Raw genomic sequence first — 24,856 nt, 5'->3', positions numbered from 1 at the left:
CGTGAATGGTGGGTCATAGCCGTTGTGCGCTTGACCTTAAAGTTTGGTTGAACCTTAGAGTGGCGCTGACCGGCCACCTGCCGGGCTACTCATCGAGAAAGGTCAGCGAACATGAGCAAGCGCTTTACAGAAGTCGAATTCGGATCGCACAAGGTCGAGGTGCTGGAGGGCGGCTACTACGACCGTTTTCGTATGAACCCCAATCTCGACGAAGTGGCCCGGGACAAGGCCGCCGGCAACATCGACTTCTTCCGGCGCATTCCCAAGCAGCAGGTCGCTTCGAGAGTCGGCCCGACCTGGGCGCCGAACTTCTATTACCGATCCGGCAGTGTGCAGTTGCTGTTCCTCGCACCGCTGGACCGTCTGCGCGCTACCTTGCCGGCGCCGCTTGAACCGCTGCGGGCATTTCCCGGTTATGGGCTGGTGGCGCTGACATTTTTCTCCTACTCGGTTTGCGACAACGATCCGTACGACGAAGTCTCCGTGGCGATTGTCGTGCGCCGCCCCGGCGCCCGTGGCTCCCACGCGCTGGAACTGATGGGCGCCATGCGCCGGCGTAGCTTCACTGCCCATGTGCTGGCGCTGCCGGTGAACACCGAAATCGCCCGGGTGCGCGGCGTGCACGGCTATCAACTGCCCAAGTGGCGCGCCGACATCAACGTGAACATCGGCACCAGCGTCAGCGCCCGTATTGACGGGCCCAAGGGTCTGCCGGACCTGATCCTGAAAGTGCCGCTGCCGACCCTGAAAAACGTTACGCCGCAATCACGCATGAGCACCGCCACCATGATTCATCAGGTCGATGGTCTGTGGCATCAGAGCGTGGTGCAGGGCAACACACTATCCTTTGCCCAACGCCTGTTTCCCCGCGATGTGCAGCTGGATCGCAACGGCGGCCCGCTGAGCCAGTTGCTCGATGGCCTCGGGGCTTCGCGGATCCTGCGCCTGGACGTGATCAAGGACGCCCAGATCGTGCTCAACCTGCCGGTGCCGCTGACGGCGTTCGGTCAGGTCGGTGTCACCCCAAGAGAGGCTGCCAAATGACACGTCGAATCCTGCACGTCGTGACCAATGTCGCCCACTATGTTGACCCGACCGAACTCACCGGGCTATGGCTCGGGGAGTTGACCCATGCCTGGCAGGTGTTCGCGGAAAAAGGCTTCGAGCAGCGACTGGTCAGCCCCAGGGGCGGGTGGAGTCCACTGGAGCCTCGGGCACTGAAGTGGCCGATGCTCGACCGCTCGGCCAAGGCCTGGCTGAACGATCCGGCGAGCATGGCGCTGCTGGCGAACACCGCCAGCCCGGAGCAGATCGACAGCGCGGATTTCGACGCCATCTATTTCACCGGCGGGCACGCGGTGATGTGGGACTTTCCCGACGACCCCGGCCTGCAACGGCTGACCCGGGAGATCTTCGAACGCGGCGGGATCGTTTCGTCGGTCTGCCATGGTTATTGCGGGTTGCTCAATACGCGGTTGTCGGACGGCAGCCTGCTGGTGGCGGGGCGCAAGGTCACCGGTTACTCGTGGATGGAAGAAGTGCTGGCCGGTGTCGCGAAAAAAGTGCCGTACGACTCGGAGCAACAGATGAAGGATCGCGGGGCGCGCTACGAAAAGGCGTTTCTGCCATTCACCTCGAATGTGGTGACCGACGGCAAACTGGTGACCGGACAGAACCCGCAATCGGCCAAAGCCACGGCGCAACAAGTCGCCGCGATGCTGTAGATCCATGACCGGTGGTCGCGGCGGCTGGTCGTCGGGGCAAAATGCGCTTAGCTGAAAGGGATAAGCCGAGGCGTGCACGGCATCGAATGCTGTCGCAACGCCCCTTCAGAACACCGTGAGTCTGAGGAAATCCCCGATGCTGACCTTGAACATCAATGGCAAGGATCAGGAGCTCGATGTCCCCGCGGACATGCCGTTGCTCTGGGTTCTGCGCGACGTCGCGCACCTGACAGGCACCAAGTTCGGTTGCGGCATGGCCCAGTGCGGGGCCTGCACCGTGCACGTCGATGGCGCGCCGCTGCGTTCCTGCATCACGCCGGCCACCGCGGTCGCCCATGGCCAGAAAATCCTTACCATCGAAGGCCTGTCGACTGACGGCTCGCACCCGGTGCAACAGGCCTGGGCCGAGCTGGACGTGGTGCAATGCGGCTACTGTCAGTCCGGGCAGATCATGTCCGCCGCCGCGTTGCTGGCGAAAATCCCCAAACCCACCGACAGCGATATCGATCAGGCGCTCTCCGGCAACATCTGCCGTTGCGGCACGTATCCAAGAATCCGCGCAGCGGTCAAACGTGCCGCCGACATTGGCTGAGCGAGGGGAGGTGAGTGATGAACAGTCCTGTATCCCGTCGCGGATTTCTCAAGGGCAGTGCCGTGCTTGGCGGTGGTCTCGTCGTGGCTTTCGTGGTGCCCGGTGGCAACCGGTTTGCCACAGCGGCGGAAAATGAAGGCAAGGCATTTGCGCCGAACGCGTTCCTGCGGATTGCGCCGGACAACAGCGTCACCGTGCTGCTCGGCCATTCGGAAATGGGCCAGGGCATCTGGACCGGCCTGACCATGCTGATCGCCGAAGAGTTGGACGCCGACTGGTCGAAGATCCGCGTCGAGCACTCGCCGGCCTCGGCTGCCGATTACGGCATGCCGGCGTTTGGCGGGATGCAGATCACTGGCGGTTCGACCTCGACCTGGATGGAATTCGACCGTTACCGACTCGCAGGCGCTACGGCGCGGCAGATGCTGATCGAGGCGGCGGCCAAGCGTTTCAACGTGGCACCGTCGACGATCCGCACCGAGTCCGGCGTGGTGATTGCCGGTGACAAGCGCGCCACCTACGGCGAGCTGGCGGACGCCGCCGGGCAACTGCCGGTGCCGGATCCGAAGTCGATTACCTTCAAGGAAGCCAAGGACTGGAAAGTCATCGGTAAACCCACCAAACGCCTCGACACCCCGGAGAAAATCACCGGCCGCGCCAAGTTCGGCATGGACGTGCAGTTCGACGGATTGATGACTGCCATGGTTGCCCGGCCTCCGGTGTTCGGCGCCAGCGTCAAATCCTTCGAAGGCGCGCAGGCGCTGGCCGTTCCCGGCGTGCACAAAGTGGTGCAGGTGCCGACCGGCGTGGCGGTGATCGCCGATCATTACTGGGCGGCGAAACTGGGGCGCGATGCGCTGAAGGTTGATTGGGATCTGGGGCCGCACGCGGATCTCAGCAGCGAAAAACTGCTGGAGAGTTTCCGCAAACTGGCCGCCACACCGGGCATTTCCGCCAGTCAGGCCGGCGATGCCAAGGGCAGCTTTGGCAAAGCAGCGAAGAAAATCGATGTCGAGTACAGCGTGCCTTATCTGGCTCATGCGCCGATGGAACCGCTGAACTGTACGGTGAAGATCAGCGCCGACAAGTGCGAGATCTGGACCGGCACCCAGTTTCAGACGCTGGACCAAATGGTCGCCGGCAAGATCACCGGGCTGAAACCGGAGCAGGTGGAGATCCATACCGAATTCCTCGGCGGTGGTTTCGGTCGGCGGGCCAACCCGACTTCGGACTTTGTCGCCGAAGCGGTGCAGGTGGCGAAGGCCGCCGCGATGCCGGTGAAAACCGTGTGGTCGCGGGAGGATGATATCCGCGGCGGTTATTACCGTTCGGCGTTTTTGCATCGGGCCAGGATTGGGCTGGGAGCCGATGGCATGCCGCTGGCGTGGCAGCATGTGCTGGTCGGGCAGTCGATCATGGCCGGCACCATGCTGGAAAAAACCATGGTCAAGAACGGCGTCGATCAGACGTCGGTCGAGGGTGTGTCTGACAGTCCGTACATTACAGGCCTCGCCAATCATCAGGTCGATCTGCATTCGCCAACCACCGGGATCAACGTGTTGTGGCTGCGCTCCGTGGGTCATAGCCACACGGCGTTTGTCATGGAATCGCTGATCGATGAAATGGCCGCGGCGGCGGGCAAGGACCCGGTGGAGTACCGGCGAACCTTGCTCAAGGATCACGCCCGGCACCTCGGCGTCTTGAATCTGGCGGTGGAAAAGGCCAACTGGAAAGCGCCGCTGCCCGACGGCCATGCGCTGGGCGTGGCGGTGCACGAGTCGTTCGGCAGCTACGTCGCGCAAGTTGCCGAGGTGTCCCAGGACAACCTGAAGATCCGCGTGCACCGGGTGGTGTGTGCGGTGGATTGCGGGATTGCGGTCAACCCGCAGAGCATCGCGGCGCAGATGGAATCGTGCATCACCTTCGGCCTGGGCATGGCGTTGCACAGCAAGCTGACGCTCAAGGACGGACACGTCGTGCAGTCGAACTATCACGACTATCAAGTGCTGCGCCTGAACGAGATGCCGGTGGTCGAAGTGCACATCGTGCCGAGCACGGACAAGCCCGGCGGCATCGGCGAGGCCGGTGTGCCGCCGACTGCACCAGCGGTGGCCAACGCGGTGTTCGCCCTGACCGGGCAGCGCCTGCGGGAACTGCCGCTGCAACTGTCGGGGGTGTGAGATGAAACGACATCTGTTGTTGGGCGCTGTGATGCTGGTCGGGCTGGGCGGCTATGCATCGGATCTGTTCGCCGACGATCAGGAGGCCTTGAAAGCCTTCGGCACGGTGCAGAAAGTGTTCCAGAGCCCGCGCTGCCAGAACTGCCACATTCCTGGCGATTCGCCGTTGCAGTTCGACGCCGGCACGCCCCACGCGATGAACGTGGTGCGCGGCATGGACGGCAAGGGCGCCGCTGGTTTGCCGTGTGCCACCTGCCACGCCGAAGCCAATCCGCCGGCCAGTTATGGCCCCCACGCGCCACCGGGTGCCCCGCACTGGAGCCTGCCGCCGGCCTCGCACAAGATGGCCTGGATCGGCCTGCCGCCGGATCGCTTGTGCGCGATGATCAAGGACCGCAGCAGCAACGGCGACCGGGACTTCGCCGCGCTGATCAAGCACGTCAGCGAGGACAAACTGGTGCTCTGGGGCTGGAATCCCGGGCCGGGGCGGCAACCGGTGCCGGTGCCCCACGACATCTTCGTCAGTCAGTTCAAGCTCTGGGCGGACGCGGGTGGGCCGTGTCCGGTGGCCGGCGGATGAGCATTTGAGTCATTGCCAATCAGGGCTACGCTGAAGGTCACTGATAACAAGGGAGTGTGTGATGCTGGTGCCAGGCAAACCCGTCAATGAAGCGGCTCGAGTGCAAGCGCTGTATGGATTGAACCTGCTCGATTCCGCCCCCGAAGAACGCTTCGACCGTCTGACCCGTCTGGCCAGGCGATTGTTTAATGTACCGATCGCGCTGGTGACGCTGGTGGACAAGGATCGGCAGTGGTTCAAGTCCTGCGTAGGCCTGGACGCGACAGAAACCCCACGGGACGTTTCGTTCTGCGGCCATGCGATTCTCAAGGATGAATTGCTGCTGGTGCCGGATGCCCGTCAGGACGTGCGTTTTCACGACAATCCTTTGGTGATCGGCGACCCGAATATCCGCTTCTACGCCGGTTATCCGCTGACCGTGCCCAACGGCAACAAGATGGGCACCTTGTGCCTGATCGACACCCGCCCCCGCGAACTCGACGACGAAGAACGCGCCTTGCTGCGCGATCTGGCCGGCATGGCGGAGCAGGAGCTGATGGCCGTGCAGATGGCGAGCATGGACGAGCTGACGCTGTTGTCCAACCGACGCGGGTTCATGATGCTGGCCCAGCATGCGCTGGATGCCTGCGCACGGATGGGCAAGCCCGCGACACTGCTGTTTTTCGACCTCAACGACTTCAAGCAGATCAACGACCTCTACGGTCATGCCGAGGGCGACAGCGCGCTCAAGACCTTCGCTGATGTGTTGCGCATTGCCTTCCGCGAAAGCGACGTGGTGGGGCGGTTGGGCGGCGATGAGTTCGTGGCGTTGCTGACCGGTTCCAGCCACATCGAAACCACGGCGATCATGGCACGGCTCAAGGAAATCCTCGAAGAGCGCAATGCCACGTTGCATCGGGGTTATGCGATTCGCTTCAGTGTCGGGCAGATCGAGTACGACCCACGGCGGCATGACACCGTGGATAAGCTGCTGGCGGATGCGGATGGGGCGATGTATGCCCACAAGCAAGCCCTGAAGCGAATCTGACGCTTATTTGGCAAACAACTGCCCGATGTCCTTGAACGCCTTGAACTCCAGGGCGTTCCCGCAGGGGTCGAACAAAAACATCGTGGCCTGTTCGCCCACCAGTCCCTGAAAGCGAATCCCCTGCTCGATCACAGCCGCGTGTTATTTCAAGTAGAAGAGGCTATTAGTTGCCTGCTATTAGAATTACTTTTTTATGGCAAACGCTGCACTCAGTAGCTATTCCGTGAATCCTGTCTTGCGTTGTTATTATTTCTGTAGGTATGAACCCTTCCTCGTCAATGGTGGGTTCTTTTGTTATTCGCGCAAACAAATCAAAAACTTTGGAGGCTATTGATAAGATTTGATCCTCCGTCAAGATGGCGTGGAGTTCGTCGGTCTCAATGTGTTCCAGCGTTCTTTCTAGTTCTGTGGCGAGCAAGCTTTTAGTGATGGGTTTCATGGTGTTTACTCACAGTAGCTTTAGCCATTCGGAAATGACTGTGCTTGAATTTAGTAAGTCTTCATATTTTTTCAGTAATGCCGGAGCTCTGGGTTCTCCTGATACGACTTTTGCCCTCAGTGTGTTAACTGCACTTTCAAGTGAAGCCATGAATTTTTTGATGGGCATATGAAGCCCCAATGTTTTAACCATGGCGTTGTTTATTATTCCTTTTTGGGTGCCGAATGTGGCAATGCCATCAATCCAGTTTCTGAAATATTCAATGTTTGTGAAACCGGCTACATCGGTGTTCATGGGGTTGTTCAACGTCACTAGCGCTGAGCGCATTCTCGTAAAATCTACTTGATATTGTTTCCAGAACTCGACTGTGAGCCTGTTGGCTTCGAGCGTTTTTGCATGTTTGTATTGTTGGTATGCGATGACACAGGCGATAACGGCGATACCCCATGCAGCAATGCCAATCAGTGCGGCCAGCAATGAAATTGTGTCGGTTGTCGACATGCCAAATAATGAAAAATCAGACGAGCGATCACGCGTGGGTGAATCACAGTTTGCTATGACTTTGTTTTTGTAAAATAACTGCCCTATTGTAACGGTCGTAGGGTCGCTGTCTTTTAGTGTCTCACTGTCAGGTTTTATATGAAAATGTTGATTGGAAGAAGTTGGTTTTTTGAAGGCATTGACAGGGCAGGTTTCAGCGACGGCTGTCGTAGAGGATTGCGCGAGCAGGAGAGCGATCAATAAAGTTGCGCGTAAATAAGTGGTCATTTTTAGGCGTGCTCATTCAGTGATAGGCGCAGACCTTGGAAGCTATCTCGAAATAATAGTCGATGATTTGTGCGATGCGTGATGCGAAATACGGAATAACCTTTATGAAGAAGTGGTATTTGATCTGAAGGATAAACATTTATCGTATCTGCCAGTTTTTTTGAATTGTGCAGATCGATATTCGTGAGGGCTGACTCTCGTTATCGCTGGAGAAAAGTGCAGCGTTGCCTGGAATCGCAGGCATGAAAAAGCCCGCCAATTGGCGGGCTTTTTATCGGCAGCGCGAAGATTACTCTTCGATGTTGCCCATGGCGGTGGTGTTGAAGCCGCCGTCCACGTACATGATTTCACCGCTGATGCCTGACGCCAGGTCGGAGCACAGGAAGGCGCCGGCGTTGCCGACTTCTTCGATGGTGACGTTGCGACGCAGCGGGGTTTGCGCTTCGTTGGCGGCCAGCATCTTGCGGAAGTTCTTGATGCCCGAAGCTGCCAGAGTGCGGATCGGACCGGCCGATACGCAGTTGACGCGGGTGCCGTCCGGGCCCAGGGAGCCGGCCAGGTAACGGACGCCGGCTTCCAGCGAAGCCTTGGCCATGCCCATCACGTTGTAGTTAGGCATGGTGCGCTCGGCGCCCAGGTACGACAGGGTCAGCAGGCTGCCGTTGCGGCCTTTCATCATTTCGCGACCGGCCTTGGCCAGGGCCACGAAGCTGTAGGCGCTGATGTCGTGAGCGATGCGGAAACCTTCGCGGGTGGTGGCTTCGGTGAAGTCGCCGTCCAGTTGGTCGCCCGGTGCGAAGCCGACGGAGTGCACGATGCAGTCCAGGCCGTCCCACTTCTTGCTCAGTTCTTCGAAGACCTTGGCGATTTCTTCATCGCTGGCCACGTCGCACGGGAAGCACAGCTCAGGGCTCGAGCCCCAGCCCTGTGCGAATTCTTCGACACGACCTTTCAGTTTGTCGTTCTGATAAGTGAAGGCAAGCTCAGCGCCCTCGCGATGCATGGCGGCAGCGATGCCGGATGCGATGGACAGCTTGCTGGCGACACCGACGATCAGTACGCGCTTACCGGCGAGAAAACCCATGTGTTGCTCCTCTTTCAGGTTATTGCGCAGTGGCTGGTGCCAGAAAAGCGGCTTCCAGCAACTGCTGTGTATACGGATGTTGGGGGGCGGCAAAGATTGCTTGCGCGTCTCCCTGTTCGACCACTTGGCCATGCTTGACCACCATCAGCTGGTGGCTCAGCGCTTTCACAACAGCCAGATCATGGCTGATGAACAAATACGTCAGGTTGTACTTGGCTTGCAGTGAACGCAACAGCTCCACCACTTGCCGCTGCACCGTCCGGTCGAGCGCCGAAGTCGGCTCGTCCAGCAGGATCAGCGCCGGTTTGAGCACCAGGGCCCGGGCAATGGCGATACGCTGCCGCTGCCCACCGGAAAATTCATGGGGGTAGCGGTGCCGGGTTTCCGGATCCAGACCTACCTCCTTCAATGCCGCAATAATCGCCGCTTCCTGCTCGGCGGCGGTGCCCATCCTGTGAATCCGCAGGCCTTCGCCAACGATGTCGCTCACGCACATCCGCGGGCTCAGGCTGCCAAACGGGTCCTGAAACACCACCTGCATCTCCCGACGCAACGGGCGAACCTCGTTCTGCGTCAGGCAGTCTAGCTGCTTGCCTTCAAAACGGATCGCGCCTTTGCTGCCGATCAACCGCAAGATCGCCAGACCCAGGGTGGACTTGCCGGAACCGCTTTCTCCCACGATCCCCAGGGTCTGACCCTGAGGCAGGCTGAAATTGATGCCGTCCACTGCCTTGACGTGATCCACCGTGCGCTTGAGCAGGCCTTTCTTGATCGGGAACCAGACTTTCAAGTCCTCGACCTGCAACAGCGGCGCCCCGATTTTATTGCTCGCCGGGCCTCCGCTGGGCTCCGCCGCCAGCAGCTCCCGAGTGTACGGATGCTGCGGAGAACGGAACAGTTCTTCGCACGATGCCTGTTCGACGATGCAACCGCGCTGCATGACACATACGCGATGCGCAATTCTTCGCACCAGGTTCAAATCGTGACTGATCAGTAGCAGCGCCATGCCCAATCGAGCCTGCAATTCCTTGAGCAGGTCGAGGATTTTCAGCTGAACGGTCACGTCCAGCGCGGTGGTCGGTTCGTCGGCGATCAGCAGTTCCGGCTCGTTGGCCAGGGCCATGGCGATCATCACCCGCTGGCGCTGACCGCCGGACAATTCGTGGGGCAGGGCCTTGAGGCGCTTGTGCGGCTCGGGGATGCCGACCATCTCCAGCAATTCCAGGGTGCGCTTGGTCGCGACCTTGCCGGTCAGGCCCTTGTGGATGCCGAGCACTTCGTTGATCTGCTTTTCGATCGAGTGCAGCGGGTTGAGCGAGGTCATTGGCTCCTGGAAGATCATCGCGATCCGGTTGCCGCGGATGTGGCGGATGGTCTTTTCGCTCAGTTCCAGCAGGTTTTGCCCGGAATAGGTGATGCTGCCGGCCGGATGGCGAGCCAGCGGGTAGGGCAGCAGGCGCAGGATCGAGTGCGCCGTCACCGACTTGCCCGAGCCGGACTCGCCGACCAAGGCCAGGGTTTCGCCACGCTTGATGTCGAAGCTGACGCCTTCGACCACCCGGTGCGAGCGTTCGCCCGTGCCGAATTCGACGGCGAGGTCGCGCACTTCGATCAGATTGTCCTGATTCATTTCACTTCCTCGGGTCGAAGGCATCGCGAGCGGACTCGCCGATAAACACCAGCAGGCTCAACATCAGTGCCAGCACCGCAAACGCGCTCATCCCCAGCCACGGCGCCTGCAGGTTCGATTTGCCCTGGGCCACCAGTTCACCCAGCGACGGACTGCCGGCCGGCAAGCCGAAGCCGAGGAAGTCCAGCGCGGTGAGGGTGCCGATGGCGCCGGTCAGGATGAACGGCATGAAGGTCATGGTCGAGACCATGGCGTTGGGCAGAATGTGGCGGAACATGATTGCGCCGTTCTGCATCCCCAGCGCCCGGGCCGCACGCACGTATTCAAGGTTGCGCCCGCGCAGGAACTCGGCGCGGACCACGTCCACCAGGCTCATCCACGAAAACAGCAGCATGATCCCCAGCAGCCACCAGAAATTCGGCTGGACGAAACTGGCGAGAATGATCAGCAGGTACAGCACCGGCAAGCCCGACCAGATCTCCAGAAAACGCTGGCCGGCCAGATCGACCCAGCCGCCATAGAAACCCTGCAAGGCCCCGGCGATCACACCGATGATCGAACTGAGCACGGTCAGTGTCAGGGCAAACAGCACCGAAATCCGGAAACCGTAGATCACCCGCGCCAACACGTCGCGGCCTTGATCGTCGGTGCCCAGCAGGTTGTCCGCTGACGGCGGGGCAGGGGCCGGGACTTTCAGGTCGTAGTTGATGCTCTGGTAGCTGAACGGAATCGGTGCCCACAGCACCCACGCGTCCTTGGCCTTGAGCAGTTCGCGGATGTACGGGCTCTTGTAGTTGGCCTCCAGCGGGAATTCGCCGCCGAAGGTGGTTTCCGGGTAACGCTTGACCGCCGGGAAGTACCAGTTGTTGTCGTAGTGCACCACCAGCGGCTTGTCGTTGGCGATCAGTTCGGCGCCGAGGCTCAGGCCGAACAGGATCAGGAACAGCCACAGCGACCACCAGCCACGCTTGTTGGCCTTGAACAGTTCGAAGCGCCGGCGGTTGAGAGGGGACAGGTTCATCTCAATGCTCCCGGCTGGCGAAGTCGATGCGCGGATCGACCAGGGTGTAGGTGAGGTCGCCGATCAGTTTCACCACCAGCCCCAGCAGGGTGAAGATGAACAGGGTGCCGAACACCACCGGGTAATCGCGGTTGATCGCCGCCTCGAAACTCATCAGGCCGAGGCCGTCGAGGGAGAAGATCACTTCCACCAGCAGGGAGCCTGTGAAGAAGATGCCAATGAACGCCGACGGGAACCCGGCGATCACCAGCAGCATCGCGTTGCGGAACACATGACCGTAGAGCACGCGGTGACGGGTCAGGCCCTTGGCCTTGGCGGTGACCACGTACTGCTTGTTGATTTCGTCGAGGAAGCTGTTTTTGGTCAGCAGGGTCATGGTCGCGAAGTTGCCGATTACCAGCGCGGTCACCGGCAGCGCCAGGTGCCAGAAGTAATCGAGGACCTTGCCGCCCAGGCTCAGTTCGTCGAAGTTGTTCGAGGTCAGGCCGCGTAAAGGAAACCAGTCCAGATAACTGCCACCGGCAAACACCACGATCAACAGGATCGCAAACAGAAACGCCGGAATCGCATAACCGACGATGATCGCCGAACTGGTCCAGACGTCGAAATGGCTGCCGTGTCGCGTGGCCTTGGCGATCCCCAGCGGGATCGACACCAGGTACATGATCAGCGTGCTCCACAGCCCGAGCGAGATCGATACCGGCATCTTCTCCTTGATCAGGTCGATGACCTTGGCGTCGCGGAAGAAGCTGTCGCCGAAATCCAGTCGGGCGTAGTTCTTGACCATGATCCACAGACGTTCCGGCGCCGACTTGTCGAAACCGTACATGTGCTCGATTTCCTTGATCAGCGCCGGGTCCAGGCCTTGCGCGCCGCGATAGGCCGAGCCGGCCACCGAGACTTCAGCGCCGCCGCCAGCGATACGACTAGTGGCGCCTTCGAAGCCTTCAAGCTTGGCGATCATCTGTTCCACCGGCCCGCCGGGCGCGGCCTGGATGATCACGAAGTTGATCAGCAGAATGCCGAACAGGGTCGGGATGATCAGCAACAGTCGCCGAAAAATATACGCCAGCATCTGATTACTCCGTGCCCACAGGGTCGGCTTGCAGTTGGGTTTGCACTTCTACCGCAGGTTTCGTGTCGGGTTTGACCCACCAGGTGTTAATGCCGATGTCGTACTTGGGGGAGACTTTCGGGTGGCCGATGTGGTTCCAGTACGCCACGCGCCAGCTCTTGATGTGCCAGTTGGGGATCACGTAGTAACCCCATTGCAGCACGCGGTCGAGAGCGCGGGCGTGGGCCACCAGGCTTTTGCGCGAATCGGCGTTGATCAGGTTCTCGACCAGATGATCGACCACCGGGTCCTTCAGGCCCATCGAGTTACGGCTGCTCGGCTTGTCGGCGGCGGCGCTCATCCAGAATTCGCGCTGCTCGTTGCCCGGCGAGTTGGACTGCGGAAAGCTGCCGACGATCATGTCGAAGTCCCGCGAACGCACGCGGTTGACGTATTGCGAGACGTCGACGCGGCGGATCACCAGATCGATGCCCAGGTCCGCGAGGTTGCGTTTGAACGGCAGCAACACCCGCTCGAATTCGGTCTGGGCCAGCAGGAATTCGATGACCACCGGTTTGCCGGTGGCGTCGACCATTTTGTCGTCGACGATCTTCCAGCCGGCCTCTTGCAGCAACTGATAGGCCTCGCGTTGCTGCAGGCGAATCATGCCGCTGGCGTCGGTCTTCGGGTTTTCGAAGGCTTCGCTGAACACCTGCGCCGGGAGCTGGCGGCGGAACGGATCGAGGATCGCCAGTTGATCGGCGTCCGGCAGGCCGGTGGCGGCCATTTCCGAGTTCTCGAAGTAGCTGCGGGTGCGCACGTAGGCGCTGTTGAACAGTTGCTTGTTGGTCCATTCGAAGTCGAGCAACAGACCCAGTGCCTGACGCACGCGAACGTCCTGGAACACCGGGCGACGCAGGTTGAAGACGAAGCCTTGCATGCCGGTCGGGTTGCCGTTGGGGATCAGTTCCTTGACCAGTCGGCCCTCGGTGACGGCCGGGATGTTGTAGGCGTTGGCCCAGTTTTTCGCGGTCATTTCCAGCCAGTAGTCGAACTGCCCGGCTTTCAGCGCTTCCAGCGCGACGGTGTTGTCGCGGTAATAGTCGGTGGTCAGCACGTCGAAGTTGTAGAACCCGCGATTGACCGGCAGGTCCTTGCCCCAATAATCCTTGACCCGCTCGTAACGCACCGAGCGTCCCGCCTTCACTTCGGCGACCTTGTACGGGCCGCTGCCCAGCGGGATTTCCAGATTGCCCTTGTTGAAGTCGCGACTGGCCCACCAGTGTTTCGGCAGCACCGGCAACTGGCCAAGGATCAGCGGCAGCTCGCGATTGTTGTTGTGTTTGAACTTGAACAGCACCGTGAGCGGGTCTTCGGCGACGGCTTCTTCGACATCGCTGTAGTAACCGCGAAACATCGGCGAGCCTTCCTTGGTCAGGGTCTCGAAGCTGAACACCACGTCTTCGGCGCGCACCGGGTGGCCGTCGTGGAAGCGCGCTTCGGGGCGCAGGTAGAAGCGCACCCAACTGTTGTCCGGGGCCTTTTCGATCTTGCTGGCGACCAGGCCGTATTCGGTGAACGGCTCGTCGAGGCTGTGCTTGGTCAGAGTGTCGTAGATCTGCCCGACATCGTCCGCCGGCACGCCTTTGCTGATGAATGGATTGAGGCTGTCGAAGCCGCCAAACCCGGCCTGACGGAAGATCCCGCCCTTGGGAGCGTCGGCGTTCACGTAATCGAAGTGCTTGAAGTCGGCGGGGTATTTCGGCGGCTCGTTGTACAGCGTCACGGCGTGTTGCGGGGCGGCACAGGCCAGCCCGGCGAACAACAGGCCGCAAGCCTGCACGAGCAGGGTGCGAACGGCGTTCATTGACCTTTCTCCGAAGATTTCAGCCACCACGCGCTCAGGCCCAGGGTGTAGGGCGGCGTGCTGACGAAGGCGAACCGGTTGCGGTACGCCAGACGGTGATAATTGAGGTACCAGTTGGGAATGCTGTAGTGCTGCCAGAGCAGCACGCGGTCCAGCGCCTTGCCGGCGGCGACCTGTTCGTCGCGGGTGCGGGCGGCGAGCAATTGCTCAAGCAGATGATCGACCACCGGGTTGGCGATGCCCGCGTAATTCTTGCTGCCCTTGACCCCGACCTGGCTGGAATGGAAGTACTGCCACTGTTCCAGACCCGGGCTGAGGGTCTGGTTGAGGGTCATCAGGATCATGTCGAAATCGAACTGATCCAGGCGTTGTTTGTACTGGGCGCGGTCCACCGTGCGCAGGCGTGCGTCGATGCCGATGCTGTTGAGGTTTTCAATGTACGGCTGGAGGATCCGCTCAAGGTTCGGATTGACCAGCAGCAGTTCGAAACTCAGCGGTTGGCCGGCAGCGTTCTGCAAGCGCTGGCCATTGAGCTTCCAGCCGGCCTCGGCCAGCAATGCGAGGGCCTTGCGCATGGTTTCGCGGGGAATGCCGCGCCCGTCGGTCTGCGGCAGCGTGAACGGCTCGGTGAACAGTCGGGCCGGCAGTTGATCCTTGTACGGTTTGAGCATCAGCCATTCGTGACCAACCGGCAGACCGCTGGCGCTGAATTCGCTGTTGGGGTAGTAACTGGTGGTGCGCTTGTAGGCGTCGCTGAACAGCGCGCGGTTGGTCCATTCGAAGTCGAACATCAGGCCCAGGGCTTCGCGGGTCTTGACGTCCGAGAAGGTGGCTCGCCGGGTGTTCATGAACAGACCCTGGCTCTGGGTCGGGATCTGGTGCGGGATCTGCGCCTTGATCACGTCGCCACGACGGATCGCCGGGAAGTTGTAGCCGTTGGCCCAGTTCTTCGCCTGATGCTCGATGTAGATGTCGAACTCACCGGCCTTAAAGGCTTCGAAGGCCACGTCGCTGTCGCGGTAGAACTCGACTTCCATGCGATCGAAGTTGTACTTGCCGCGATTGACCGGCAAGTCCTTGCCCCAGTAATCCTTGACCCGCTCGAACACCAGTTGCCGCCCCGGCGTCACCGAGGTGATGCGGTACGGTCCGCTGCCCAGCGGCGGTTCGAACGTGGTGGCCTTGAAGTCGCGGCCCTTCCAGTAATGCTGGGGCAGCACCGGCAACTCGCCCAGACGCAGGATCAGCAGCGGATTGCCCGAGCGTTTCATCACGAAACGAATGCGCTGCGGGTTGAGGATGTCGACCCGCAACACTTCCTGAAGGGCGGTGCGATACAGCGGGTGACCTTCCTTGAGCAACAGGCGATAGGAGAACGCCACGTCGTAGGCGGTGATCGGCGTGCCATCGTGGAAACGCGCTTCCGGGCGCAGGTTGAACACCACCCAGCTGCGGTCTTCGCTGTATTCCACCGATTGAGCGATCAGGCCATAGCTGGAGGCCGGCTCATCGCCGGACGGCGAATACTGGCCGGTGCCGACCATCAGCGGCTCGTTCAGCTCGTTGATGCCGTATTGCAGGAAATTCGGGGTGGTGACCGGGCTGGTGCCCTTGAAGGTGTAGGGATTCAGCGTATCGAAGGTGCCAAACGCCATCACCCGCAAGGTGCCGCCCTTGGGCGCTTGCGGGTTGACCCAGTCGAAGTGGGTAAATCTGGCCGGGTACTTGAGCGTGCCGAACTGCGCATAACCGTGACTTTCGGTGATCGTCGCGCTGACGGGGGAGCTCAAGGCCAGGCTGATCAGGAGCAGGAGGAGGGGACGCTTCAAGTCAGATCCGATCCAGGCGGCTTGGGCTTTGTGGGCCGTACAGTAACAGCTTGTATGGACAGGAAAAAGACAGGGGGTTAATGCGCGCTTAATTGTGGGAGTCGCTGGCGGCGAAGGCAAAAAATGACAGGCAAAAAAAGCCCCTGAAATTCAGGGGCTCTTTATCAGTGCGGCTGGTAGACCGTGAGCATCTGCCCAGGCTTGAGCGCCTTGCCGGCGCCCGGGTTCCAGCGCTTGAGATGCTGCATCTCGACGTTGAAACGCTTGGCCACCACGTACAGCGTGTCGCCTTGCTTGACCTTGTATTGGGTCTGTTTCTGGTTGTCGGTCTTGCTGCTGGTCTTGCTGTTGGCGGCCAGCACCGTGTTGATGCGTCCACCGCTGGTGTTGCGGGCCGGCGTGCGCTTGGTGGTGTCCTGCATGACCAGGGTCTGGCCGACCTTGAGGTTTTTGCCGGTCATCTTGTTCCAGCGTTGCAGGTCCTTGACGTCGACCTTGTTGGCCTTGGCGATGGACGCGAGGTTGTCACCACGCTTGACCCGGTAGGCACGCTTGAGCTTGGCGACTTCGGTCGGATCGGCGCCTTCGAAGACCGGTTTCAGCGATCGAGGGCTGATCAGTTCTTCAGGACGCATGGTCTGCAGGCTGGCGGTCAGCAGCTGCGCCTTCGAGGTCGGCACCAGCAGGTGCTGCGGGCCGTCGATGGTGGTGCGCTGCTTGAAGGCCGGGTTGAGCTGGAACAGCTCGTCTTCGTCGATGTTGGCCACTGCGGCGACCTTGGACAGGTCCATGCGCTGGTTGATTTCGACGACCTGGAAATACGGTTCGTTGGCGATCGGGTTGAGGTTCACCCCGTAGGCTTCCGGCGACAGCACCACTTGCGACAGCGCCAGCAGTTTCGGCACGTAGGCCTGGGTTTCTGCCGGCAGCGGCAGGTTCCAGTAGTCGGTCGGAAGACCCAGTCGCTCGTTGCGTTCGATGGCGCGGCTGACCGTGCCTTCGCCGGCGTTGTAGGCCGCCAGGGCCAGCAGCCAGTCACCGTTGAACATGTCGTGCAGACGGGTCAGGTAGTCCATCGCTGCCGTGGTCGAGGCGGTGATGTCACGACGGCCGTCGTAGAAACGGGTCTGGCGCAGGTTGTAGTAACGCCCGGTGGAAGGGATGAATTGCCAGAGACCCACAGCATCGGCCCGGGAATAGGCCATCGGGTTGTAGGCGCTTTCAATCACTGGCAACAGCGCCAGTTCCAGCGGCATGTTGCGTTCTTCGAGGCGCTCGACAATGTAGTGAATGTAGAGGCTGCCGCGTTCGCCGGCGTTCTCGAGAAAGGAGGGGTTACTGGCGAACCACAGGCGCTGTTGCTCGATGCGCGGGTTCACGCCCAGGCCTTCCTGAAGCTGGAAACCACCGCGCATGCGTTCCCAGATGTCCTGGGGCACCTGCGGGCTGGGCTTCTCGGACAACCAGATGGGCTTCTGCTTGGCTCGCGCAGCAATGTTCGGCGTATGGGTCGCTTCAGTCTGCGGAGCATGGCTGGAACAGCCCGCCAGCGTGGCGGACACAGCCACCGCGATGGCTTGCGCCAGGCGGGTCAATGCGTCTGAATTGACGGACTTACGTATGGATGACGACATTGGCTGGAAGTAAGTTCCGGGCAAAAATGTCGGGGGATTCTAGAAAGCGCACCCCCTGCGGTCAACCATTCAGAGTTTTTGTACCAAGTGGTGAACGGCTTAGAACTTATCTTTCCAAGCCCGCAGAGCCGCAAAAACCTCACTCGGAGCCCGGTTTTGAGCGCCATTCCGTTCGTCCACTTTTTGTTTAACTAATGTTTCACCGGTACGCAAAAACGGGTTTGTGAGCTTTTCCAGGGCCAGGGTCGAGGGCAGGGTCATGACGCCGTTCTGCCGTTGCTGGGTGACTTTTTCCAGACGGGCGGCAATGTTCGGGTTGCCCGGTTCCACGGCGGCGGCAAACTTCAGGTTGCTCAGGGTGTATTCGTGGGTGCAGTAGATCAGCGTGTCCTCGGGCAGCGACGCCAGACGACCGAGCGAGTGGTGCATCTGCTCCGGCGTGCCTTCGAACAACCGGCCGCAACCGGCGGCGAACAGGGTGTCGCCGCAGAACAGCAGGCCGTGGTGGTAATAGGCGATGTGCCCCAGGGTATGGCCGGGAACGGCGTAGACATCGAAATCCCAGCCGAGCACACGAACCTTGTCGTTGTCCTTGAGGGCTACGTCTCGCCCCGGAATGCTTTCGCTGGCCGGACCGTAGACCGTGGCATCGGTTGCCTTCTTCAGCGTTTCGACGCCGCCGACATGATCATGGTGATGATGAGTGATCAGAATATCGGCGAGCACCCAGCCCGGATGCGCAGCGAGCCATGCCTGCACAGGGGCGGCATCCCCCGGATCGACCACCGCGCAACGCTGGGTGGCATGATCCTGTAACAACCAGATGTAGTTGTCGGTGAAGGCGGGCAGGGCACTGATCTGTATCATCTTCGGATTCGCCAAGCAGGTAACATTGGCGCATCTTAGAGGTTCCTGGCGTGTTGGAGAATGCAATGATCGATAAAGCGTTCGCTCAGGCCGATCCTGACTGGCTCGCCCTGATCGGTGCGGCCCGTGAGTGGCTGTCCGGCCCCCTCGGGCAATTTCTGCTGGACGAAGAGCGCCGCATGCTCGAAGACGAGCTCGGCCGGTTCTTCGGCGGCTATCTGGTGCATTACGGCCCGTCCGCCGAAGCGCCGCCGTCGGCGCCGCAGGTGCAGCGTAACGTGCGGCTTGGCGCGCCATTGCCCGGTGTCGAGATCGTCTGCGAGGAACAGGCCTGGCCGTTGAGCGAGCACGCCGCCGACGTGGTGGTGTTGCAGCATGGCCTGGATTTCTGCCTGTCGCCCCACGGTTTGTTACGTGAAGCTGCCAGCAGCGTGCGCCCCGGCGGGCATTTGCTGATCGTCGGCATCAACCCCTGGAGCACCTGGGGTCTGCGCCATGTGTTCGCTCATGACGCCTTGCATCAGGCGCGCTGCATCTCGCCGTCACGGGTCGCCGACTGGCTCAACCTGCTGGGCTTCGCGCTGGAGAAACGCCGCTTCGGGTGCTATCGTCCGCCGCTCGCGTCACCCAAGTGGCAGGCCCGTCTGGCCGGCTGGGAACGCAAGGCCGGCGACTGGCAACTGTCGGGCGGCGGCTTCTATCTGCTGGTTGCGCGCAAGATCGTGGTCGGCCTGCGTCCGGTGCGCCAGGAGCGCCGCGAGCCGATGGGCAAGCTGATTCCGCTGCCGATGGCCAAGGTCAATCGCCGCCGTATCGAACCGTAAACCTTCTTTTATTTGTGGCCGGGCTTGTCCCGGCCTCGGCCATCGTCGATCCGTGATCGACGGGGCAACGCATTTTTTCTGGATAGATTGGCATGAGCGAAAGCGTCGATAGCGTAGAACTGTTCACTGACGGCGCCTGCAAGGGCAATCCCGGCCCCGGCGGCTGGGGCGCCTTGCTGGTGTGCAAGGGCGTCGAAAAGGAACTGTGGGGCGGCGAAGCCAACACCACCAACAACCGCATGGAACTGCTCGGTGCGATTCGCGGCCTGGAAGCCCTCAAGCGTCCGTGCGAAGTACTGCTGGTGACCGACTCGCAATACGTGATGAAAGGCATCAACGAGTGGATGGCCAACTGGAAGAAGCGCGGCTGGAAAACCGCCGCCAAAGAGCCGGTGAAAAACGCCGACCTGTGGAAAGAGCTGGACGAGCAGGTCAACCGCCACAAAGTCACCTGGAAATGGGTGCGCGGCCACATCGGTCACCACGGCAACGAACGCGCCGACCAGTTGGCCAACCGTGGTGTGGATGAGATTCGCGGCTACAAGCAGGACTGATCAGAGCATCAAAATGGCGCCGGCCAGTTGCAGGTCGGTGGCGGGCAGTTCCGGCAACAGGCTGCGAATCCGCTGGAACGCCGCTTCCATTTGCGCGCCGCGAATGTCCCCGTTGCTGGCAACAAACGCTGCTGCGTCATCCTTGGCGGCCAGCACGATTTTGTCGTCCTTGAACGAACCGCTGGTGCCTTTGCTGGAGCTGAGCGTAAGGCTCAGGGTGATGTCGGTGCTGATGACGAAGCTTGTGGCCTGGGCGTCGGCCATCAGCAAACAGCCGCCGAGCAGTAAAATCCGTGCAGTCTTCATGAAGTGCCTGAGTCCGTGAGAAACAAGCCGCGCACGCTAACAAGCCGGTTTGCCCCAGACTTTATGAACATTGCTAATGATTGTTAAAAACTGCATGAGCGCCGATCAACTGGCGGTGGGCGACGCGCCCCAAGGGCGTGTTAACATCGCCGTTTTTGCACGATTGACCCGTTGAGAGCTGAACACTGATGGCCACCAGATCCGTTGTACTCGATACCGAAACCACCGGCATGCCGGTGACCGATGGTCACCGGATCATTGAAATCGGTTGCGTCGAGCTGATCGGTCGGCGCCTGACGGGCCGGCACTTTCACGTTTACCTGCAACCGGACCGCGAGAGTGACGAAGGCGCGATCGGCGTCCATGGCATCACCAACGAATTTCTGGTCGGCAAGCCGCGTTTTGCCGAAGTGGCCGATGAGTTCTTCGAGTTCATCAACGGCGCGCAACTGATCATCCATAACGCGGCGTTCGACGTTGGCTTCATCAACAATGAATTCGCGCTGATGGGTCAGCAGGATCGTGCCGATATCACGCAACACTGCTCGATCCTCGACACCCTGATGATGGCCCGGGAACGTCACCCGGGTCAGCGCAACAGCCTCGATGCCCTGTGCAAACGCTACGGCGTCGACAACTCCGGCCGTGAGCTGCACGGCGCATTGCTCGACTCGGAGATTCTCGCCGACGTCTACCTGACCATGACCGGTGGCCAGACCAGCCTGTCGTTGGCTGGCAATGCGTCCGACGGCAACGGGACCGGCAACGGTGCGGATAACTCCGCCACCGAAATCCGCCGTTTGCCGGCGGATCGTCAGCCGGGGCGGATCATTCGCGCCACCGAAGCCGAGCTGGCCGAACACCAGGTGCGCCTGGAAATCATCGCCAAGTCGGCCGGCGCCCCGGCGCTGTGGACTCAGCTGCTGGAAGCCGAAGCTCAGGCGTAAAGCACAAAGGATCGTCCGAACGCTCTGGCCGCGTTCGGACGATCCTTTGTTTTTGGCAGTACTGACAACTGGCCACCCTCGCCACATCCGCTCCGACCCTCTACCCTGAGGACATTGGCAGATCACTCTCCGCCGCCTCAGGACACTGAGCCCCATGTACAAAGATCTGAAGTTCCCGGTGTTGATCGTCCACCGCGACATCAAGGCCGATACGGTTGCCGGCGAACGCATTCGCGGCATCGCCCATGAACTGGAGCAGGAAGGTTTCAGCATCGTTTCGGCCACGGATTACACCGAGGGCCGGCTGGTGGCATCGACTCATCATGGTCTGGCGTGCATGTTGATCGCCGCCGAAGACGCGAGCACCAATTCCCATTTGTTGCAGAACATGGCCGAACTGATCGGTCTGGCCCGGGTGCGGGCGCCGGACTTGCCGATCTTCGCGCTCGGTGAGCAGGTCACTTTGGAGAACGCCCCGGCCGATGCCATGGCCGAGCTCAATCAGTTGCGCGGCATTCTCTATCTGTTCGAAGACACGGTGCCGTTTCTCGCCCGCCAGGTGGCGCGGGCAGCGCGCAAGTATCTGGACGGGCTGTTGCCACCGTTCTTCAAGGCCTTGGTGCAGCACACGGCCGATTCCAATTATTCGTGGCACACCCCGGGCCATGGCGGCGGCGTTGCGTATCACAAGAGTCCGGTGGGGCAGGCGTTTCATCAGTTCTTCGGGGAAAACACCCTGCGTTCGGACTTGTCGGTGTCGGTGCCGGAGCTGGGTTCGCTGCTCGATCACACCGGGCCGTTGGCCGAGGCAGAAGCAAGGGCTGCGCGCAATTTCGGCGCCGATCACACCTTTTTCGTGATCAATGGCACCTCGACCGCCAACAAGATCGTCTGGCATTCCATGGTCGGGCGCGACGATCTGGTGCTGGTGGATCGCAACTGCCACAAGTCGGTGTTGCACGCGATCATCATGACCGGGGCGATTCCGCTGTACCTGTGCCCGGAGCGCAACGAGCTGGGGATCATCGGCCCGATTCCGCTGAGCGAATTCAGCCGCGAATCGATCCAGGCCAAGATCGACGCAAGCCCGCTGACCAAGGGCCGCGAGCCGAAAGTCAAACTGGCGGTGGTCACCAACTCCACCTATGACGGCCTGTGTTACAACGCCGAACTGATCAAGCAGAGCCTGGGCAACAGCGTCGAAGTCCTGCACTTCGACGAAGCCTGGTACGCCTACGCGGCATTTCACGAATTCTTTGCCGGACGCTACGGCATGGCCACCTCGCGCAGCGCCGACAGTCCGCTGGTGTTCACCACCCATTCCACACACAAACTGTTGGCAGCGTTTAGCCAGGCTTCGATGATTCATGTGCAGGACGGTGGGGCGCGGCAGCTGGATCGCGACCGGTTCAACGAAGCGTTCATGATGCACATCTCGACGTCGCCGCAGTACAGCATCATCGCCTCGCTGGACGTGGCCTCGGCCATGATGGAAGGCCCGGCCGGTCGTTCGCTGCTTCAGGAAACCTTCGATGAAGCCCTGAGCTTTCGCCGGGCGCTGGCCAATCTGCGTGGGCACATCGACGCCAACGACTGGTGGTTCTCGATCTGGCAGCCGCCGGGTGTCGAGGGCATCGATCGGGTGCAGACCGAAGACTGGCTGCTGAAACCCGAAGCGGACTGGCACGGCTTCGGCGAGGTCAGCGATGACTACGTGCTGCTCGATCCGATCAAGGTCACCCTGGTGATGCCAGGCCTGACCGCTGGCGGCGCGCTGAGCGACAAGGGGATTCCGGCGGCGGTGGTCAGCCGTTTCCTCTGGGAGCGCGGGCTGGTGGTGGAGAAAACCGGGCTGTATTCGTTCCTCGTGCTGTTCTCGATGGGTATCACCAAGGGCAAGTGGAGCACGCTGTTGACCGAACTGCTGGAGTTCAAGCGCAGCTACGACGCCAACGTCAGCCTCGACACCTGCCTGAAGTGTGTCGCCCAGGAAGCCCCGGCGCGCTATCGCGGCATGGGCCTGCGCGATCTGTGTGATCAGCTCCACGCCTGTTACCGCAGCAACGCCACCGCCAAACACCTTAAACGCATGTACACCGTGCTGCCGGAAATCGCCATGAAACCGGCCCATGCCTACGATCAACTGGTGCGCGGCGAAGTCGAGGCGGTGCCGATCGATGAGCTGGATGGCCGGGTTGCGGCGGTGATGCTGGTGCCGTATCCGCCGGGAATTCCGTTGATCATGCCCGGCGAACGTTTTACCGAATCCACTCGGTCGATCATCGATTACCTGAAATTTGCCCGCACGTTCGATGCGAGTTTTCCGGGATTTGTGGTCGATGTGCACGGACTGCAACACGAAGATGAGGGCAATGGACGGCACTACACCGTCGATTGCGTCAAGGAATGAGGGCGTTTCCCAGTATGCAACCGGTCATGAATCCAAAATACCCAGGGCTGTCGGTGCGCGTCGCCGACGATGGCTTTGCCGCTTATATCTGGGGCAGTGATTTCAGTTTTGAGGTCGCGGCCTATGGCGCAGCCGAAATCGGCAAACCCGTCGCGCAGTGGGGCGTGACGCCCATCGTGCCGTATCGCAAATGCTACGGCATCGATCCCGAGGAGTTCAGCAGTTTTCGCGATGCCGCCGACAGTGCGATTTTCATGGCGTATCTGGAAGATCAGCCAGTGGGGCATCTGGTGATCAGCACCAACTGGAACGGTTTTGCTCACATCGATGAACTGGCGGTGCATGCGCCGGCTCGGCGTCACGGTGTGGCCAAGGCATTGCTGGATGTGGCGCAGTTCTGGAGCCGCAAGAAAAAACTGCCGGGGATCATGCTTGAAACCCAGAACAACAACCTTGGTGCCTGTCGTTTATATGAGCGTTGCGGTTATGTGGTCGGTGGCATCGACCATTTGCGTTATCGCGGGATCGACCCGAACACCGCCGAAGTGGCGTTGTTCTGGTATCGAATATTCGATAATCCGCTGGAAAACCTGGTCAGCTCGCCAGCATCGCCGCGGCTTGTTCCGTGACAATGCCGAGCAGGGTCTGGACGGATGTTGGCGGCGTTGCGTGTTTGAAGGTCAGCGCGTAGAGGCTGATCGGCACTGCGGGTGACAGCGGGCAGACATCGAGGCCACCAGCGCGGGCACCCAGTGCGGTGAACGGGTCGACGATGGCCAGGCCTTCACCGGCCTCGACCATGCTGCGCATCATCTGATGGGTCTGCACCCGGGTCTGAATGCTCGGCGCCGGGCGCAAGGCCTGGAGCTTGTGCTCCAGCGCCGGGCTCAACGGGTCCTGGCCTTCGAGGCCGACCATCGCCTGGCCTGCCAGGTCCTGCAGCGAAATGTACTTCTGCTTCGGTTGCAGCCAGCCGTGGGGCGCGAGCAATTGCAGCTTGCCTTGCGCCAGCACCTGGCAATCGATATCGGGGTGTTCAGGGTCGTGCAGGCTCAGGCCCAGATCGCTCTCGCGCAGCAACAGGCTGCGAACGATGTGGCGGGTGGGCTCGCTGAGCAGGGTGCAGGGGACGTCCGGAAGTCGTCGGCGCAATGCGGCGAGGCTTTGCGGCAACAGCTGCTGTGCCAGCGGCGGGGTGCCGATGATTCGCAGAGGCGGGGCGAGGTATTGTTTGAGGCTGCTGGCCAGCCGTTGCACTGGCTCCAGCGCGTCATAGATGTGGGCGATTTCGACTTGCAGCGCACGGGCTTCGGCCGTGGCCTGAAGCCGTCCGCGTACGCTGGCGAACAGCATGAACCCCAGCTGACTCTCGGCTTCGCGCAACCGCTCCTCGACGTCGCCCGTCGGCAATTGCAGCCATTCGGCGGCGGTGCCCACGTGACCCGTCTGTAAAAGCGCCTGAATCACCTCGATATGACGTAAACGCATGCGTGAAGTCCATGTCCGGCCGTTGGGGTCA

General features: G+C 60.9%; 23 protein-coding genes and 1 pseudogene. 11 read left to right on the top strand and 13 right to left on the bottom strand.

The window, feature by feature from the left end; translation table 11 throughout:
- The first annotated feature begins 111 nt into the window (after positions 1–111).
- The 6 genes from AC1RR7_RS15675 to AC1RR7_RS15650 all read left to right on the top strand — a co-directional run bounded on the left by AC1RR7_RS15675 (position 112) and on the right by AC1RR7_RS15650 (position 6,103).
- Positions 112–1,044 (top strand): acetoacetate decarboxylase family protein, encoded by a 933-nt coding sequence (locus tag AC1RR7_RS15675; protein ID WP_102621899.1) that lies wholly within the window; start codon positions 112–114, stop codon positions 1,042–1,044.
- On the top strand, positions 1,041–1,724 hold the full coding sequence (locus AC1RR7_RS15670; RefSeq protein WP_273538817.1) for a type 1 glutamine amidotransferase domain-containing protein: 684 nt from the start codon (positions 1,041–1,043) through the stop codon (positions 1,722–1,724). The genes AC1RR7_RS15675 and AC1RR7_RS15670 overlap by 4 nt, the downstream gene beginning before the upstream one ends.
- A 136-nt stretch (positions 1,725–1,860) precedes the next feature.
- Positions 1,861–2,316 (top strand): (2Fe-2S)-binding protein, encoded by a 456-nt coding sequence (locus AC1RR7_RS15665; protein ID WP_085708608.1) that lies wholly within the window; start codon positions 1,861–1,863, stop codon positions 2,314–2,316.
- Between the two features lie 17 nt (positions 2,317–2,333).
- Positions 2,334–4,496, top strand: coding sequence for a xanthine dehydrogenase family protein molybdopterin-binding subunit (locus AC1RR7_RS15660; RefSeq protein ID WP_493066134.1), 2,163 nt, complete (start codon positions 2,334–2,336; stop codon positions 4,494–4,496).
- Position 4,497: 1 nt separating this feature from the next.
- Positions 4,498–5,076, top strand: coding sequence for a hypothetical protein (locus AC1RR7_RS15655; RefSeq protein WP_493066135.1), 579 nt, complete (start codon positions 4,498–4,500; stop codon positions 5,074–5,076).
- A gap of 61 nt (positions 5,077–5,137) precedes the next feature.
- Positions 5,138–6,103, top strand: coding sequence for a GGDEF domain-containing protein (locus AC1RR7_RS15650; protein WP_493066136.1), 966 nt, complete (start codon positions 5,138–5,140; stop codon positions 6,101–6,103).
- A gap of 3 nt (positions 6,104–6,106) precedes the next feature.
- Here the strand turns inward: AC1RR7_RS15650 and AC1RR7_RS15645 are convergent.
- The 11 genes and pseudogenes from AC1RR7_RS15645 to gloB form a co-directional block, all read right to left on the bottom strand.
- A pseudogene (locus tag AC1RR7_RS15645) lies at positions 6,107–6,235 on the bottom strand (VOC family protein); the annotation flags it as partial.
- A gap of 31 nt (positions 6,236–6,266) precedes the next feature.
- Positions 6,267–6,542, bottom strand: a complete 276-nt coding sequence (locus AC1RR7_RS15640) for a hypothetical protein (protein ID WP_493157939.1) — start codon at positions 6,540–6,542, stop codon at positions 6,267–6,269.
- A 9-nt stretch (positions 6,543–6,551) separates the two neighbouring features.
- On the bottom strand, positions 6,552–7,310 hold the full coding sequence (locus AC1RR7_RS15635) for a hypothetical protein (RefSeq protein ID WP_102668472.1): 759 nt from the start codon (positions 7,308–7,310) through the stop codon (positions 6,552–6,554).
- Positions 7,311–7,599: 289 nt separating this feature from the next.
- The gene (gene fabI / locus AC1RR7_RS15630; RefSeq protein WP_003202751.1) at positions 7,600–8,394 is read right to left on the bottom strand and encodes an enoyl-ACP reductase FabI; all 795 of its coding nucleotides are present in this window, start codon (positions 8,392–8,394) and stop codon (positions 7,600–7,602) included.
- Positions 8,395–8,413: 19 nt separating this feature from the next.
- Positions 8,414–10,024: an ABC transporter ATP-binding protein gene (locus AC1RR7_RS15625; protein ID WP_493157938.1), complete on the bottom strand. Its 1,611-nt coding sequence runs from the start codon at positions 10,022–10,024 to the stop codon at positions 8,414–8,416.
- A 1-nt stretch (position 10,025) separates the two neighbouring features.
- Entirely contained in the window at positions 10,026–11,045 is a 1,020-nt protein-coding gene (locus tag AC1RR7_RS15620; RefSeq protein WP_102621892.1) for an ABC transporter permease, read from the bottom strand.
- Between the two features lies 1 nt (position 11,046).
- The gene (locus AC1RR7_RS15615; protein WP_085708600.1) at positions 11,047–12,120 is read right to left on the bottom strand and encodes a microcin C ABC transporter permease YejB; all 1,074 of its coding nucleotides are present in this window, start codon (positions 12,118–12,120) and stop codon (positions 11,047–11,049) included.
- A 4-nt stretch (positions 12,121–12,124) separates the two neighbouring features.
- Complete coding sequence (locus AC1RR7_RS15610; RefSeq protein WP_096820531.1) at positions 12,125–13,966, bottom strand: extracellular solute-binding protein; 1,842 nt, start codon at positions 13,964–13,966, stop codon at positions 12,125–12,127.
- A complete protein-coding gene (locus AC1RR7_RS15605; protein ID WP_493066139.1) occupies positions 13,963–15,795 on the bottom strand; it encodes an extracellular solute-binding protein in 1,833 nt (610 codons plus the stop codon). The genes AC1RR7_RS15610 and AC1RR7_RS15605 overlap by 4 nt, the downstream gene beginning before the upstream one ends.
- Positions 15,796–15,959: 164 nt before the next feature.
- A complete protein-coding gene (locus AC1RR7_RS15600; protein ID WP_096820533.1) occupies positions 15,960–17,429 on the bottom strand; it encodes a transglycosylase SLT domain-containing protein in 1,470 nt (489 codons plus the stop codon).
- 99 nt (positions 17,430–17,528) lie between these two features.
- Positions 17,529–18,296 (bottom strand): hydroxyacylglutathione hydrolase, encoded by a 768-nt coding sequence (gloB, locus tag AC1RR7_RS15595; RefSeq protein ID WP_493157937.1) that lies wholly within the window; start codon positions 18,294–18,296, stop codon positions 17,529–17,531.
- Between the two features lie 65 nt (positions 18,297–18,361).
- Here gloB and AC1RR7_RS15590 point away from each other — a divergent pair, with 65 nt between their 5' ends.
- Together AC1RR7_RS15590 and rnhA are read left to right on the top strand one after the other, a co-directional pair.
- Positions 18,362–19,120, top strand: a complete 759-nt coding sequence (locus AC1RR7_RS15590) for a methyltransferase domain-containing protein (RefSeq protein ID WP_493157936.1) — start codon at positions 18,362–18,364, stop codon at positions 19,118–19,120.
- Positions 19,121–19,212: 92 nt separating this feature from the next.
- A complete protein-coding gene (gene rnhA, locus AC1RR7_RS15585; RefSeq protein ID WP_096820534.1) occupies positions 19,213–19,674 on the top strand; it encodes a ribonuclease HI in 462 nt (153 codons plus the stop codon).
- Here rnhA and AC1RR7_RS15580 read toward each other — a convergent pair whose 3' ends face one another.
- Positions 19,675–19,980: a DUF2388 domain-containing protein gene (locus tag AC1RR7_RS15580; RefSeq protein ID WP_493066140.1), complete on the bottom strand. Its 306-nt coding sequence runs from the start codon at positions 19,978–19,980 to the stop codon at positions 19,675–19,677.
- Between the two features lie 188 nt (positions 19,981–20,168).
- Here AC1RR7_RS15580 and dnaQ point away from each other — a divergent pair, with 188 nt between their 5' ends.
- From dnaQ to AC1RR7_RS15565, 3 genes are all read left to right on the top strand, one after another.
- Complete coding sequence (gene dnaQ / locus AC1RR7_RS15575; protein ID WP_096820536.1) at positions 20,169–20,927, top strand: DNA polymerase III subunit epsilon; 759 nt, start codon at positions 20,169–20,171, stop codon at positions 20,925–20,927.
- 154 nt (positions 20,928–21,081) lie between these two features.
- A complete protein-coding gene (locus AC1RR7_RS15570; RefSeq protein WP_096820537.1) occupies positions 21,082–23,337 on the top strand; it encodes an Orn/Lys/Arg family decarboxylase in 2,256 nt (751 codons plus the stop codon).
- Positions 23,338–23,351: 14 nt separating this feature from the next.
- Positions 23,352–23,966, top strand: coding sequence for a GNAT family N-acetyltransferase (locus AC1RR7_RS15565; protein ID WP_102621888.1), 615 nt, complete (start codon positions 23,352–23,354; stop codon positions 23,964–23,966).
- On the opposite strand, the gene AC1RR7_RS15560 is transcribed toward AC1RR7_RS15565, so the two are convergent.
- Positions 23,932–24,825 (bottom strand): LysR substrate-binding domain-containing protein, encoded by an 894-nt coding sequence (locus AC1RR7_RS15560; RefSeq protein WP_102621887.1) that lies wholly within the window; start codon positions 24,823–24,825, stop codon positions 23,932–23,934. The two genes, AC1RR7_RS15565 and AC1RR7_RS15560, sit on opposite strands and share 35 nt — an antisense overlap.
- Positions 24,826–24,856: the final 31 nt, after the last annotated feature.

Source organism: Pseudomonas sp. GW821-FHT11G12, from assembly GCF_058808055.1.
Note: the sequence above shows the minus strand (reverse complement) of the source record. Positions and strands in the feature narration are given on the sequence as shown.